Genomic DNA, 14,620 nt, shown 5'->3' with positions numbered 1-14,620 from the left:
CGACACGAAGCCCTGGAACATACCGAACATCGCACCCGACAGGCCGCCGAACGACGCGCCCATCGCGAACGCGAGCAGCTTCACGTCACGCGTGTTGATGCCCATCGCCTTCGCGGCGATTTCGTCTTCGCGGATCGCGGCCCATGCGCGGCCGATGCGCGAGTGCTGCAAGCGCGTACACACCCAGATCACCAGCAGCGCGCACAGCACGAACACGTAGTAGTACGAGTACACCGACGGGAACTGGAAGCCGAACAGCGAGTGCGTCTGCGAGAGGCTGAAGTCGCCGACGTGGATCGGATCGATGCCCGTGATGCCCTTCGGGCCGTTCGTGATGTTCGCCGGACGGTCGAGGTTGTTCAGGAAGATCCGGACGATTTCCCCGAAGCCCAACGTCACGATGGCGAGGTAGTCGCCGCGCAGGCGCAGTGTCGGTGCGCCGAGAATCACGCCGAAGAACGCGGCAATCGCCATCGCGATCGGCACGATGATCCAGAACGGCGTGTGCAGGCCGCCCGGCGCAAGATGCGCGATCCATTCGAACTGCGACGACAGGTGTGGCGAGCTCAGCAGTGCTGCCGTATAGGCACCCACTGCATAGAACGCGATGTAGCCCAGGTCCAGCAGGCCGGCGAAGCCGACCACCACGTTCAGGCCCAGCGCGAGCATCACGTACAGCATCGCGAAGTCGAGCACGCGGACCCAGTAGTTGCCGCCTGCCGTGCCGATGATCATCGGCGCGGCGATCACGAACGCGGCGGTGAGGATGCCCACCGTCAGCGTCTTCGCCGGGTTCCGTTCAGGGATGAGCGTCGTGGACGGCTCGATGCGCTGGACAGAGGTCATAGTTACGTGTCTCCATATATTGATTTGCTACAAAACTCATTTGCCGGCCATGCGACGACAACTTATGCGCGATCTGCGACCCGCTCGCCAAGCAGGCCCGATGGACGGAACACCAGCACGATGATCAGCACGATGAACGCGAACACGTCCTGATAGTTACTGCCGAACACGCCACCCGTGAGGTTGCCGATGTAGCCCGCACCCAGCTGTTCGATGAGCCCGAGCACAACGCCACCGACCATCGCGCCGCCCAGGTTGCCGATACCGCCGAGCACGGCTGCCGTGAACGCCTTCAGGCCGGGGATGAAGCCCATGTAGAAGTGCGCGTTGCCGTATTCGGACGCGATCATCACGCCCGCCAGCGCAGCGAGCGCCGAGCCGATCATGAAGGTCGCCGAGATCACGAAGTTCGGGTTCACGCCCATCAGCGAGGCAACGCCCGGGTTCTCGGCGATCGCGCGCATTGCGCGGCCGAGCTTCGTCTTGTGCACGAGCAGCAGGAGGCCCGCCATCACGAGGAACGCCACGACGATGATCACGATTTCGGTCATTGAGATCACGGCGCCCGGCGTCGTGTCCGTGGCCTTGATCACATTGAGGGGATCGGTCGGCAGAAGCTGCGGGAACGGCAGCGGGTTGCGCGACCAGATCATCATCGCGAGCGTTTGTAGCAGGATCGACACGCCGATCGCGGTGATCAGCGGAGCGAGACGGGGTGCCTTGCGCAACGGCCGGTACGCAAGCCGCTCGATCGTGTAGCCCACCACCGCGCACACTACGGCGGCAATGGCCAGCGCGATGCACAGTGTCGGCACATTGCCGAGACCGGGGAAATGGTTCTGCAATACGCCAATGGCCGAGAGCGCGATCATGGCACCCACCATCAGCACATCGCCGTGCGCGAAGTTGATGATGCCGAGAATGCCGTACACCATCGTGTAGCCGAGTGCGATGATGGCGTAGACACTGCCAAGCACCAGTCCGTTGAGAATCTGCTGAATAAAGATATCCACCAATACCTCGTGATGCTCCACGGGAGCAATGTGGTCGAACGGCCGGCGTTCACCCGCCGACGCGACGACAAAAAACAGAAACAGTGCGCCGCGAACAATGCACGACCCACCCACCGGAACGCGACCTCAATCCCCTCCCAAAAAGAACCGAAAACTAGGTTTTCCGAGACTCCTCGCCTATAGGTACTGTTACTGATACCGGCTGGCCTCAACACCCGTGCAACGAGGCTAGATCGGTACAAATCCTTTGTAAAACAGGGATTTACATTCTCGATACGCTAAATGAAAATAAAGCCCGAAACAAAATTTTTTTGTTCGTGTTGACAGCACTGTAGGACGTCACTCATCATATGTCAACGGGCGAAAAATAACGGCTTGGGCGGCCGTCATGCCAGGAGGAGATGGGGCGGTTGAAGAGGCGCAATCTATCGGCTGCGCGCTCCTCCAATCGCTGTCGACAGGAACTTTCGTCGGGCTTTCCGCCCGGCGCATGTCACAGGTCTTAAACAGGAGAGTCATGGTGGCCAGTCACGACAAGGCGCGGGTTGGTGTGGATATTGGTGGGACGTTCACCGACGTCGCGCTTGAACTCGGTGGAGGGCTTTTTTCCACCAAGATCCTTACGGACTACACGGCGCCCGAGCGCGCCATCATCAAGGGCATCGGCATCGTTGCTGACAAGGCCGGCATCGCACTGACGGACATCGGTGTCATCATTCACGGCACGACACTGGCCACCAACGCTCTCATCGAAAGACGCGGTGCAAAGACCGCATTCGTCACGACACAGGGGTTTCGCGACACGATCGAGATGCGTACCGAGAACCGGTTCGAACAGTACGATCTGAACATCAAGCTCCCTCCCCCGCTGGTCGAACGCTGCGACCGTTTTACGCTCGGCGAGCGGATCGACGCGCAAGGCGGCGTCCTGCTCGCTCCGACCGAGGCCGAGATTGATGCCATCGTCGATCGCATCGCGCAAGGCGGCTACGAAAGCGTCGCAGTCGGCTTCATTCACGCGTACGCCAATGGCATGCACGAACGCCAGATGCGCGATGCAATCGAAAAGCGTCTGCCTCACGTCTCGGTGTCAATTTCGAGCGAAGTCTCGCCGCAGATCCGCGAATTCGAACGCTTCAATACGGTCTGCGCCAATGCCTATGTCCGCCCGATCATGAAGTCCTATCTGGACCGGCTACTGGGCAAGGTCCGTGAAGCGGGCGCCCTTTGCCCGATCTTCATCATTCACTCCGGCGGCGGCATTGTTTCGATCGAAAGCGCATCAGAGTTTCCGGTGCGCCTGGTCGAGTCGGGTCCGGCGGGCGGTGCAATCTTCGCCGCGCACATCGCCGCGCGCTACGATCTGAATACCGTTCTCTCGTTCGACATGGGTGGCACGACCGCCAAGGTCTGCCTGATTGACGATCTGACGCCCAAGACGGCCAACACCTTCGAAGTCGCCCGCACCTATCGTTTCAAGAAAGGCAGCGGCATGCCGATCTCGATTCCCGTTGTCGAAATGGTCGAGATCGGCGCCGGCGGCGGATCGATTGCCTCGCTCGATGTGATGCGCCAGATCCGCGTCGGTCCGCATAGCGCCGCCTCCGAGCCCGGTCCCGCCTGTTATCAGCGCGGCGGCACGCAGCCGACTGTGACCGATGCCGACCTGCTGCTCGGCCGACTGGACCCCGCGAACTTCGCAGGTGGCTCGATCCAGTTGTCCGCCGATAAAGCAGCGGCGGCAATGGTCAAGGAAGTGGGCGGCGCAATCAGCCTGAGCGCCGAGGAAACCGCCTATGGCGTGGCCGAAGTCGTGGACGAGAACATGAGCAACGCCGCGCGCGTGCATGCTGTCGAAAGCGGCAAGGACATCAGCGACTACACGATGATCACCTTCGGCGGCGCCGGCCCCCTTCACGCTGCGCGCCTGTGCGAAAAGAGCGGCATCAAAAAATTCATTGTTCCGCCCGGCGCGGGTGTCGGCTCGGCAATCGGCTTTCTGCGCGCGCCGTTCGGCTACGAGAGCGTTCGCAGCGCGAGCATGCGGTTCAATGAATTCGACGCGAGCGCGCTCAACGAGATCATCGATCAGTTGAGCACCGAGGCAGTGCACTTCGCGCGTCAGGGCTCGGGCGAAACGGAGCCAGTCGTCGAAATCAAGGCTTTTATGCGCTACGTCGGTCAGGGCTGGGAGATTCCCGTCACGATTCCGCACCGCCGGTTCACTGCCGAAGATCGCGTGACATTTACCGAATCATTCACCAGGTCCTATACCCAGTTCTTCGGCCGCCCGATCGAAGGCCTCGATATCGAAATTGTCAGCTGGGCCGTCAAGGCCAGTTCACCGCTTCCGCCTGTCGAGCGACTGAAACTTGTGACGTCCCACGAAGCCGTTGTCCCGCAAAAGACGCGCAAGATCTTCGACGCGGCCCTGCATCGCTTCGTTGACGCAGCGATCGTTGAGCGCGGCTCGCTGAAGGTGGGAGAAACGGTGACGGGTCCGGCCATCATCGTCGAGCCCGAAACGTCGACCCTTGTCACCTCCTCTTTCGACGCGACGGTCCAGCCTGACGGCTGTCTGCTTGTGGTCGCAAAAGAACTCAACGCCGCCGGTAATCAGGAGCAAAACCATGTCTCTCAGTAATCTCGACACGATTCACATGCAGGTCATGTGGAACCGCCTGATCTCTGTGGTGGAAGAGCAGGCGATGGCCTTGATCCGTACTGCATTCAGCACTAGCGTGCGCGAAGCAGGCGACCTGTCAGCCGGCATCTTCGACAAGCGCGGCCGCATGCTCGCACAAGCCGTGACGGGCACACCCGGCCACGTGAACACGATGGCCGAAGCCGTCGAGCACTTCATGAACGCCATCGGCGTCGACCGGATGTACGAAGGCGATGTGTACCTGACAAACGATCCGTGGAAAGGCACGGGGCACCTGCATGACTTCACGGTCGTCTCGCCTTCGTTCCATGAGGGCGAGCTGATCGGCTACTTTGCCAGCACCGCACACGTCGTCGATATTGGCGGCCGTGGCTTCGGCCCTGATTCGCGGGAAATCTACGAGGAAGGACTCTTCGTGCCGATCATGAAGCTGATCGAGCGCGGCGAAGTGAATCGCGATCTGATCAATATCCTGCGCAATAACGTACGCGAGGCTGACAAGGTCGTCGGCGATCTGTACGCACTGGCGTCATGTAATGAGACGGGCCACAAGCGTCTGGTCGACATGCTGAGGGAGTTTGACCTCAAGGACGTCGAAGGCATCGGCGAATTCATCCTTGCGCGCAGTCGCGAAGCGACCCTCGAGCGCATCGCCGCGTTGCCGAGGGGTACCCAGACCAACGAGATGACGCTCGATGGCTATGACACGCCTGTCAAGCTTAATGTGACGCTCACCGTCGACGAGGATCACCTGCTGGCGGATTTCGCCGGATCCTCCCCCGCCAGTCCGTACGGCATCAACGTACCGCTGCTGTATGCGAAGGCCTACGCCTGTTACGGCCTGAAGTGCATCATCGCGCCGGAAGTGCCGAACAACGCTGCATCGCTGGAACCGTTTCGCGTCCAGGCGCCGGAAGGCTGCATTCTCAACGCGCAGCGGCCCAGCCCAGTCGCGGTTCGCCACGTGCTCGGTCATTTTGTGCCCGACCTCGTGCTGGGCGCGCTACACAAGATTCTGCCCGATCGCGTGCCCGCCGAAGGTTCCGGCGCACTGTGGAACCTGCATGTCAGCGCACGCCCGGTACGTGAGGGTTCGGGTCTGAAGGGCAGCGAAATCCTGATGTTCAACAGCGGCGGCACGGGCGCGCGGGCGGAACTCGATGGCCTGTCGGCCACCGCCTTTCCGAGTGGCGTACACGCCATGTCGGTCGAAGCGACGGAACAGGTGGGACCGATCGTCGTGTGGCGCAAGGAAATTCGTTCCGGTTCAGGTGGCGCGGGCAGGCTGCGTGGCGGTCTGGGTCAGATCGTCGAAATCGGACCGCGCGCCGGCTATCACTTCCGCTTCAATGCGATGTTCGACCGCATTGATCATCCGGCCCGCGGTCAATCGGGCGGCCAGTCCGGCGCGCCGGGGCAGGTCGCGCTGTCGGATGGCACGAAGATGAGAGGCAAAGGCACGCAAGCCGTTGCTGAACATCAACGCGTCACGCTCTCGCTGCCCGGCGGAGGTGGAGTGGGTTCTCCGGAACAACGCGACCGCGAAGCCTTGCTGCGCGATATCCGCAACGAGTACATCTCCGAAGCGCAATTGCGTGATGACTACGGCATCACGCTCGACGCTCTTAAGACATCGGCTGGTCAGTAAGGAGCAGACATGACCGACATCACCAAGCCTCCCTTCGAGAACATCCTGATTACGGGCGCGGCGGGCGCGCTTGGCTCCGTGCTGCGCGACTCGCTGCGACCGTACGCCGAACAACTCACGCTCAGCGATCGCGAACCACTCGGCGACGTCCGCGCGAACGAACGGCACTTCGTCTGCGATCTGGCCGACCGAAATGCCGTGTTCGACATGATAAAGGGCGTCGACATTGTGATCCACCTGGGCGGCGCGCCTCGCGAGAATACCTTTCAGGTCATTCTCGATTCGAACATCATGGGCAGCTACAACATCTACGAAGCCGCGCGTCAGGAAGGCGTGAAGCGCGTGATTTATGCGAGTTCGGTTCATGCGATCGGGTTCTATGAATGCACGCAGACCATCGATGCCAACGTGCCGCAGCGGCCCGACAGCCTGTATGGCGTGAGCAAGACGTTCGTCGAAAACCTGTCGCGCTACTACTTCGACAAGTTCGGCCTCGAATCCGTATGCGTGCGCATCGGCTCGTGTTTTCCAAAGCCGATCGATCGCCGCATGCTCGCGACGTGGCTCTCCTACGAAGATTTCTCGCATCTGTGCATCCAGTCGATCATGACGCCGAGCGTCGGTCATATGATCGTCTACGGCAATTCGAACAACAGCGCGAACTTCTGGGACAACTCGCAGGCGGCCTATCTCGGTTACCGCCCGAAGGATTCCGCCGACGCATATCGCGCCGAAGTCTATGCGAACACGCCTGTGGGCGATCCGCGCAATCCCGCAGTCCGCTTCCAGGGTGGTCAATTCGCTGCGGACGGACATTTCGAAGATTCGAAGACGAAGTAAGCTCGCAACCCCGATTGACTTTCTGGAAACATTGAGATGGCACAGCAAGCATCCAAGCCCCGCTACGATGTCGTGATCGTGGGCGGCGCTGTCGTCGGAAGCGCGACCGCATACTTTCTCGCGCAAAACCCTGATTTCAAGGGCTCCGTGCTGGTGGTCGAGCGCGACTGGACGTACGCGCAATCTGCGACCGCCCTGTCGAGCGCCTCGATCCGTCATCAGTTTTCGAACCCGCTGAACATCAGGATCTCGCAGTTCGGCACGGAGTTCATCCGCAACTTTCATGAACTTGTGGCGGTGGACGGCGAAGCGCCCGAACTCGGGTTCAAGGAGAACGGCTACCTGTATCTCGGGGACGCGACGGGCGCGCCGATGTTCGAGCGCAACTATACGACCCAGCGCGAGAATGGCGCGGATGTCGTGCTGCTCGATCCCGATCAGCTGAAGACGCACTTCCCGTGGCTGAATACCGAAGGTCTGGTGAACGGGGTTTACGGTCAGAGCGGCGAGGGCTGGTTCGACAGTTACGGCCTGCTTCAGGGCATGCGAAAGAAAGCCCGCGCGCTCGGCAGTGAATACATCGAGAACGAGGTGGTGGGCGTCGTTCGTGAAGGCGCGCGAATCACCGGCGTGACGCTCAAGAGCGGCGAGACGATCGGTTGCGGCGTCATGGTTAACGCGGCCGGCACGCGCGGCCCGGCGATGGCGCGGCTCGCGGGCCTCGACATTCCCGTTGAACCGAGAAAGCGCTGCCTGTTCGTATTCGACTGCCGCACGCCGCTACAGGGCATCGTGCCGCTTACGATCGACACGACGGGCATCTTCTTCCGCCCGGAAGGACAGTACTATCTCACCGGCTGCTATCCGGACCCCGACCCGCTTGCGGACGTCAACGACTTCGACGTGGTTCACTCGGAGTTCGAAGAGGTGATCTGGCCGGCACTGGCCGAACGCATTCCCGCTTTCGAGGCCATCAAGGTCGTCAATTCGTGGGCGGGCCATTACGACTTCTGCACGCTCGATCACAATGCTGTCGTGGGGCCGCATCCCGAGGTCACCAACTTCCTCTTCGCCAACGGGTTCAGCGGGCACGGTCTCCAGCAGTCGCCTGCTGTTGGTCGAGGCCTGAGTGAACTGATCACCTACGGCAAATACCGGTCGCTCGATCTTTCGCCTCTCGGTTATGAGCGCGTGGTCAAAAACGAGCCGTTCCTCGAAGAAGGCGTGATCTGAGTTTGTTCCCAATTAATTTCAAGGCAGGAACATGACTTCCCATTCTTATCAGACCGCACTGGTCACCGGCGCATCCAGCGGCATCGGGCGCGCGATCGCCCAACGGCTCATCAAGGACGGCCTGCGCGTCTACGCACTTGGGCGCGACGCCAAAGCGCTCGATGCGCTCGCGACCGGGTGCAATGTCACGCCGATCGCGATCGATCTGCAGGACACGACGCCGCTGCACGATCTGTTCGAGCGCGTCGAAATTGATGTTGTGGTGAACAATGCAGGCCTGCTTCCGGCCATCGCCAGGTTTGGCGAGAGCGATCTGGCGGATATTGACCGCATGATCGATATCAACCTGCGCGCGCCGCTGCGTCTTGCGCACATGGCGCTTGCCGGCATGATCAAACGCAAGCGCGGCCATCTGTTTTTTGTAGGGTCGAGCGCTGGCCGTTTCCCCCACCCGAATACTGCTGTCTATGGTGCGACGAAGGCTGGCATCAGCATGTTCTGCGATTCACTTCGTTGCGATCTGCTGGGCACGAAGGTGCGCGTCACGGAAGTCGCACCAGGCCGGGTGCAGACAAGCCTGTATCGCACCGCGCTCGGCGCCGAAAGCGCGAACGAAAAGCTGTATGACGCCTATCGCTCCATCCAGCCTGAAAACATCGCTGAACTGATTGCCACGGCGCTTTCGCTGCCCGAGGCCGTCGATGTTTCGCGCATGGAAGTTTTCCCTACCGACCAGGCAGCCGGCGGATCACAGATCGTCTCCGTCGAGTAATTCACCACACTGGAAAGGACATTCGCAAATCATGAAGAATCAACGAGTCGTTATCGTTGGCGGCGCTTCCGGCCTTGGGCTGACAGTCGCCAGGCTGATGCTGGCAGATGGCGCAGAAAGCATCGCGCTGATCGACAAGAACGGGCCGCTGCTTGACGAAACCGTTGCGGCGCTGAAGGCAGACGGTCATCAGGTATTCGGCGCGGTTGGCGACATCACGCGCAAGGATTCCGCGCACGAAGTTTTCGGCAAGGCGCTACAAGCGCTGGGCCGTGTCGATTGCCTGATCAACAGCGCCGCGATCTATCCGCGCCGTCCCCTTCTCGAAATTTCGGATGACGAGTGGGACCTCGAGAACGCGGTCAACATCAAGGGCACGTATCACATGATGGTCGCCGCGATCGAGCACATGCGTAGCCGTCCGAAAGTCGAAGCGCATGTCGCAGGACGCATCGTGAACATCACGTCCGTCGATGCATTCAAGGCACATCCCCAGAACGCACACTATGCGGCGACGAAGGCCGCCGTCGTGAGCCTCACGAAGTCGTTCGCACATGAAGTGGCGAAGGACGGCATTCTTGTGAATTCCGTTGCACCCGCGGGCTTCGCGACCGAGAAAGCAAAGAAGGCCGGCTTCCTTGGCGAACTCGCCGCTGCTAACCCGCTCGGTCGTGCGGCCGAACCTGAAGAAATCGCTCAGTGGGTCGTCATGATGGCAAGTGCGCGCAATACATACGCGACCGGCGAAAACGTCATCGTGAGCGGCGGTTACATCTACGCCTGACCTGCATCACCGACCCGCCTCGCGAACGTCGTGGGTCGGACGACGGTGGCGGGTGTGTGGTAAAGTCATACTATGTCATACGGCGCAGGTCAAACCCCGGATTCCTGGACGCCGGCACGGCACGCCTGCAGCCGAGAATTGCAGGGCACTCCCCGATCCGGTGTGGAGTACACGGAATGACTCTGGACGCTGAAACGCTATTGAAGACTGCCGCGAGCGCGGGAAAGCGCCGCAGCCTGACTGAACTGGTTATCCAGGCACTGAACGACAAGATCGACCGCGGCGAATATGCGCCCGGTTCGAAACTGCCGACGGAACCAGAACTTTGCACTGAGTTTGGCGTCAGCCGTACCGTCATACGCGAAGCCGTTGCTTCGCTCAAGCTTGGCCGCCGTCTCATCGCACGCCATGGAGTCGGCGTTTTTGTTTCCGATGGTGCCGGACAGTCGGCTGAGATGGATTTTATCGATACGGCGACGCTGAACAACTCGATGCATGTGCTGGAACTGCGCATCGGTGTCGAGACTGAATGTGCGGCGTATGCAGCAATGCGTCGCTCGCAGCATCACCTCAAGGCGCTGAAGGAAGTCTATGCCCGAATGGAAATCGTCGCCGTTGACGACGACGCGGCGTGCGCGCGAGCGGATTTCGAGTTTCACCTGGCCGTGGCGACCTGCTCAGAAAACCCGCACTTCACCTCTATCCTCCGCACGCTAGGCCAGGAAATTATCATCGATTTGCGTCTCAAGCACGCGAAAGCGAACGCCAAGGAACGCAAGACGTACATCAGGCGGATACAGCGTGAACATGGCGACATCCTTGAGGCGATCGAGCGACATGACGAAAGCGCCGCGCGGCGCGCAATGCGACGGCACCTGAATGAAAGTCTTGAGCGTTATCACAATCTTTCGAGCACCCGCTCCGATTAGATGATTGTTCGTCGATCGCATCCATCCTGACGTCGAAAAAGGTCCACTGCCGCAAGATTAGATCTGCCGGACTACAGACAGGTATCCGCTGTTTTGTAGATCATGTAGCCAACTCCAATCCCACATTTCATAATTGACCGGTGCTTCAGTTCTTGATGGCTCGACCTTATCGCACTAGGCGACCACATGTGGCGCCTATCTGCCGTCGCCGTCAAACGGATGAGGGTACGCGCGGGGCGCAATGCGGCGTCATCTGATCGACAGTCTTATCTCTCGAACGCACGTTCCGAGTAATCGGCGCTCAACGTGAGCGCCCTATACAGCAATATTGCTCGACGCCGCGGGAGTGCCCGCAAGCAGATTCCGGGTTCGCCTCCCGGTAGTGTTGAGCACCACCCGCAATTCACTTCAATTCTTCCCTCGCTGGGACGGGAGAACATCATCATCGATCTGCGTCTGAAGCACAAAGCGAAACGCGAAGGACCGCAAATCGTACATCGCTCGTATCCAGCGCGAGCACGGCGACATCCCTGACGCAGTCGAATGAAAGCGAGACCGACCAGATGCGGGAACCGTAGGCCTTCGAGTCTGAGGAATTCCCTTTCTGTAACGCGTTGATCAGCACATATGGTCGTCGTACGTTGAAGGCGAGTAAGCCCCGTCCACTGATCTTGTAGCCGGATGCGCTGAAGGGAGTCTACGCCCCGCATCGAAATCGTCGCTATCGACCCGTGGCGATCGAGATCATCGTACAGGACGGGAGCCCCCGTGTTGCTGCGAGAAAATCGCCCTGCTCGTGACTGTCGTCGAGGCAATTTGCAGTTCCTCTCGATCGCGGTCGATGCAAACACCAATCGATCGGACCTTCACTTTTCGGGCGCCGGTGGATCAACGCGTTACTTGATAGTAATGACCCACCGGCGTACTGGACCAACCGTGGTTGTTCGTCAGTTCTGCAAAGGCTCAACCTTGTCGCCGTACGCGACTGCCTGCGGTACCCATTTGCCACCAATCACCTTGTAGAACGTCGCAGCCGGATCTTTCATGTCCCCGTTCTGCATAAAGGCGATATTTCCCGACACGCCTTCGAAGGAAACCGACCTGATGAGCGGACCGTAGACTTTCGGATCTGTCGAATTTGCCTTCTGCATCGCATTGATCAGAACCCACGTCGCGTCATAGGCGGAAGGCGAATAGGCCACGACCCCTTCGTTGTACTTCGCCTTCATCTTGTTGTCGAATTCTTTGCCTGCCTTCAGCTTCGACAACGGGACGCCATAGTCCCATGAGACAGCACCTTCGGCGCTCTCGCCCGCAACCTTCAGGAAAGTCTCGTTTTCAAAGCTGCCACCACCGAGCAACGTAGCCTTCATGCCAAGCTGGCGCATCTGCTTGATCAGCATTCCTGCCTGCTGATCGAGCCCACCCCAGAAAATGACGTCAGGATTAAACGATTTCATCCGTGTGAGCTGGGACTTGAAGTCGACCGCCTTATCGGTTGTAAATTCACGATCGACGATTTTTCCGCCGGCAGCTTCGACACCTTTAACGAACTCATCGGCCATTCCCTGGCCAAACGCCGTCCGGTCGTCAATGACGGCGATGTTCTTGCCTTTCAGAGCCTGCACCGCAGAATGGCCGGCGAGTTGACCCATCTGCGCATCGGAGTTGGTCACGCGAAATACCGTCTTGAAACCCTGCGAGGTGAGCATGGGGTTCGTTGCGGTCGGAGACACCATCGGGATGCCAGCGTTGTAGTAGATGCGCGATGCCGGGATGCTCGTCCCTGAATTGAAGTGACCGACGATTCCCGCAACCTTCGAGTCGACAAGCTTTTGTGCGACCTGCGAACCCATCCGTGGATCGCCCTGGTCATCCTCCGCATCCAGTACGAAATGCACCGGCTGTCCGCCAATGACGAGCTTTTTGGCGTTGGCGTCGTCAATCGCCAACTCGACGCCACGCTTTAGATCGACGCCGTAGTGGGCGGACGCCCCCGTCAGCGGAGCGGCGAAACCAATCGTCACGTCCGCCGCAATCGCCGCCGGACAAACGATAAATGAACCGGTGGCCAGGCATGTCGCTAACGCGACTAATTTAAGTGAATGCGGAATCTTCATAAGTTCCTCTGCGGGGTCAAAAAGTTGAAGCGCAAGATGCCGGCTGGCGCAACGACCATCCGTACGGGCTGCGGATCGCTGAGCCGAACGACGCAGACGACGTTTCACTCCGGTCCGTGTCATATACAGTATTAGGTGAGACGTCATATGTCAACGAATCAAAAGGCTCTGACGATCCAGGGTTTTCGACAAGTAGGCGCAGTCGTCGCAAGTTGCCGCCGATGGGAAATCGACGAAGGTTGTTGGCCGTTGTTCTCTGGTTGAGACCGCCTCATGGTTCGCAACGCGCACGCGTTGGCTTTTACCACATACGCGTCCACTGCCAGGTTGGAACGTGCCGCGATGACGTGCGGCTCTCAATGGAATCGCAAGCGCATTCGTTTAGCTGCAGGGGCACGCCGACGGCTGGCTTCTGCAGCCAGCGAGCGCAGTCAAGGCAACTTTCCGCGCGCTCACTGACGCAACGCGAATATTGGGATCGCAGCCGCGTGCGGACCGTCGCCGGTGACGACGCACGGATCGTGGCGCTGTTCCAGCGCGATCGCGCGAACCGCATACACTGCGCGCGTACCTCGTCAGTCTTTGCCTCTGAAAGCACTCCCGAATCGGCCCGATCCAAGAAGCTCTCACCAGCGGCGAGCGCGAGCACCCAGTCGGCTCGCCACTGCTCGGACCCACCCATGAGCATGGAAGGCAGAGCGCCATTGCTCCGACGCAAATCCGAGCGGTGTCCCGTGAAAATGACGCGCATAGCGGACCGCACGCAATGCCGGCGGCCAGCCCTGCGATTCTCGACGCATGCCAGGCGTCAAGGAGCCAGCCCGAGCCGATAATCGAATCTACGCCTGTAACGGCAATACAATTAGCCCCGCACTTCGGTTGACGGTACCTTCATGATGCTGAATCGCGTCCTGAGGCACGACTCATCCTCGCTCTCGCGGCGCTTTCTTATGTGCTGGTCGATGGATGCCGTCATTGCGGTTGCGATGACGGCAATGCGAAATTCGCTCAGGCTATCGCTTTGGCACGCCAGGCCAGTTGGCGCTCATGAACGGATTCGGCGGACTCCCCGACCAGTTCCTGATAGGTAGCGGGCGCGGTTGCGCCTTCAGTATTGACGAGCAATACGCGGGAAGCGCTATCGAGGCCCACTTGCCTCGCCAGCTGCGGGTTCTGCAGCAGTACGATGAGACCCGCGAGACCCGCTACACCCGACTCGCCAGCAATGATCGGTGCATCTGTATCGCTGCCGGCAGCCAGAATACGCATGGCGTTCACTGCATCGTCATCGCTGATCGTCATGAAATCATCGACACCAGGTTGGAGAAACTTCCATGCGAGCGGCGAGGTCTCGCCGCAAGCGAGTCCAGCCATTACGGAGTCGACCGAGCCCGTCGCACGAGCAGCGTGTCCCGCCAATGCGCTCTGATACAGGCAGTCGGCCTGCTGCGGTTCGACGACGATAAATCGCGGACGATGTTCGCCATGGAATTCCCACAGGTAACTGGCCAATCCTGCTGCAAGGCCACCGACACCGCCCTGAAGAAACACGTGTGTGTAGGCCGGCTGATCCGGCTGGCTATCGCTCTGCTCGACGATCTCCGCTGCAATCGTGCCGTAGCCTTGCATCACATCACGCGGGATGTCTTCGTAACGGTCGTATGACGTGTCGGAAACGACGTGCCAGCCGTTCAGCGAAGCCAGGCGAGCCGCCTCTTCGACCGACTCGTCGTAGTTTCCGGTGATCCGGACAATCTCGGCGCCATACGC

At 60.0% G+C, this 14,620-nt stretch carries 11 protein-coding genes; 7 read left to right on the top strand and 4 right to left on the bottom strand.

What is annotated here, in order from left to right; genetic code table 11:
- Together BMW76_RS39150 and BMW76_RS39145 are read right to left on the bottom strand one after the other, a co-directional pair.
- Positions 1 to 846 (bottom strand): ABC transporter permease subunit (locus BMW76_RS39150; protein ID WP_090874057.1); only part of this gene is annotated, 846 nt, incomplete at its 3' end.
- 62 nt (positions 847 to 908) lie between these two features.
- A complete protein-coding gene (locus tag BMW76_RS39145) occupies positions 909 to 1,859 on the bottom strand; it encodes a branched-chain amino acid ABC transporter permease (protein WP_015004379.1) in 951 nt (316 codons plus the stop codon).
- A gap of 388 nt (positions 1,860 to 2,247) precedes the next feature.
- Here BMW76_RS39145 and BMW76_RS39140 point away from each other — a divergent pair, with 388 nt between their 5' ends.
- The 7 genes from BMW76_RS39140 to BMW76_RS39110 all read left to right on the top strand — a co-directional run bounded on the left by BMW76_RS39140 (position 2,248) and on the right by BMW76_RS39110 (position 10,730).
- Positions 2,248 to 4,503, top strand: a complete 2,256-nt coding sequence (locus BMW76_RS39140) for a hydantoinase/oxoprolinase family protein (protein ID WP_245763578.1) — start codon at positions 2,248 to 2,250, stop codon at positions 4,501 to 4,503.
- Positions 4,490 to 6,172, top strand: a complete 1,683-nt coding sequence (locus tag BMW76_RS39135) for a hydantoinase B/oxoprolinase family protein (protein WP_090874055.1) — start codon at positions 4,490 to 4,492, stop codon at positions 6,170 to 6,172. Before BMW76_RS39140 ends, BMW76_RS39135 begins: the two co-directional genes overlap by 14 nt.
- Positions 6,173 to 6,181: 9 nt before the next feature.
- Positions 6,182 to 7,012, top strand: a complete 831-nt coding sequence (locus tag BMW76_RS39130; RefSeq protein ID WP_090874054.1) for an NAD-dependent epimerase/dehydratase family protein — start codon at positions 6,182 to 6,184, stop codon at positions 7,010 to 7,012.
- A gap of 36 nt (positions 7,013 to 7,048) precedes the next feature.
- Positions 7,049 to 8,245: an NAD(P)/FAD-dependent oxidoreductase gene (locus tag BMW76_RS39125; RefSeq protein WP_090874053.1), complete on the top strand. Its 1,197-nt coding sequence runs from the start codon at positions 7,049 to 7,051 to the stop codon at positions 8,243 to 8,245.
- A gap of 31 nt (positions 8,246 to 8,276) precedes the next feature.
- On the top strand, positions 8,277 to 9,017 hold the full coding sequence (locus BMW76_RS39120; RefSeq protein ID WP_090874052.1) for an SDR family oxidoreductase: 741 nt from the start codon (positions 8,277 to 8,279) through the stop codon (positions 9,015 to 9,017).
- A 31-nt stretch (positions 9,018 to 9,048) separates the two neighbouring features.
- Positions 9,049 to 9,801 carry an SDR family NAD(P)-dependent oxidoreductase gene (locus tag BMW76_RS39115; protein ID WP_015004385.1) on the top strand — a complete coding sequence of 251 codons (753 nt, stop codon included), beginning with the start codon at positions 9,049 to 9,051 and terminating at the stop codon, positions 9,799 to 9,801.
- A gap of 176 nt (positions 9,802 to 9,977) precedes the next feature.
- On the top strand, positions 9,978 to 10,730 hold the full coding sequence (locus BMW76_RS39110; RefSeq protein ID WP_015004386.1) for a FadR/GntR family transcriptional regulator: 753 nt from the start codon (positions 9,978 to 9,980) through the stop codon (positions 10,728 to 10,730).
- Positions 10,731 to 11,677: 947 nt separating this feature from the next.
- Here the strand turns inward: BMW76_RS39110 and BMW76_RS39100 are convergent.
- A complete protein-coding gene (locus tag BMW76_RS39100; RefSeq protein WP_015004388.1) occupies positions 11,678 to 12,850 on the bottom strand; it encodes a branched-chain amino acid ABC transporter substrate-binding protein in 1,173 nt (390 codons plus the stop codon).
- Positions 12,851 to 13,858: 1,008 nt separating this feature from the next.
- Positions 13,859 to 14,620: diaminopropionate ammonia-lyase (locus BMW76_RS39090; protein ID WP_090874050.1), on the bottom strand; the 762-nt coding region annotated here is incomplete at its 5' end.

Origin of the sequence: Paraburkholderia diazotrophica (assembly GCF_900108945.1) — a bacterium.
Lineage (GTDB): Bacteria > Pseudomonadota > Gammaproteobacteria > Burkholderiales > Burkholderiaceae > Paraburkholderia > Paraburkholderia diazotrophica.
This window is presented reverse-complemented; position numbering and strand designations above follow the sequence as displayed.

Excerpts from the sequence above, each read along its gene's own strand:
- BMW76_RS39130 (WP_090874054.1), top strand. The coding sequence starts at position 6,182 with ATGACCGACATCACCAAGCCTCCCTTCGAGAACATCCTGATTACGGGC.
- BMW76_RS39110 (WP_015004386.1), top strand. The coding sequence starts at position 9,978 with ATGACTCTGGACGCTGAAACGCTATTGAAGACTGCCGCGAGCGCGGGA.
- BMW76_RS39115 (WP_015004385.1), top strand. The coding sequence starts at position 9,049 with ATGAAGAATCAACGAGTCGTTATCGTTGGCGGCGCTTCCGGCCTTGGG.
- BMW76_RS39100 (WP_015004388.1), bottom strand. The coding sequence starts at position 12,850 with ATGAAGATTCCGCATTCACTTAAATTAGTCGCGTTAGCGACATGCCTG.
- BMW76_RS39120 (WP_090874052.1), top strand. The coding sequence starts at position 8,277 with ATGACTTCCCATTCTTATCAGACCGCACTGGTCACCGGCGCATCCAGC.
- BMW76_RS39125 (WP_090874053.1), top strand. The coding sequence starts at position 7,049 with ATGGCACAGCAAGCATCCAAGCCCCGCTACGATGTCGTGATCGTGGGC.
- BMW76_RS39135 (WP_090874055.1), top strand. The coding sequence starts at position 4,490 with ATGTCTCTCAGTAATCTCGACACGATTCACATGCAGGTCATGTGGAAC.
- BMW76_RS39140 (WP_245763578.1), top strand. The coding sequence starts at position 2,248 with ATGCCAGGAGGAGATGGGGCGGTTGAAGAGGCGCAATCTATCGGCTGC.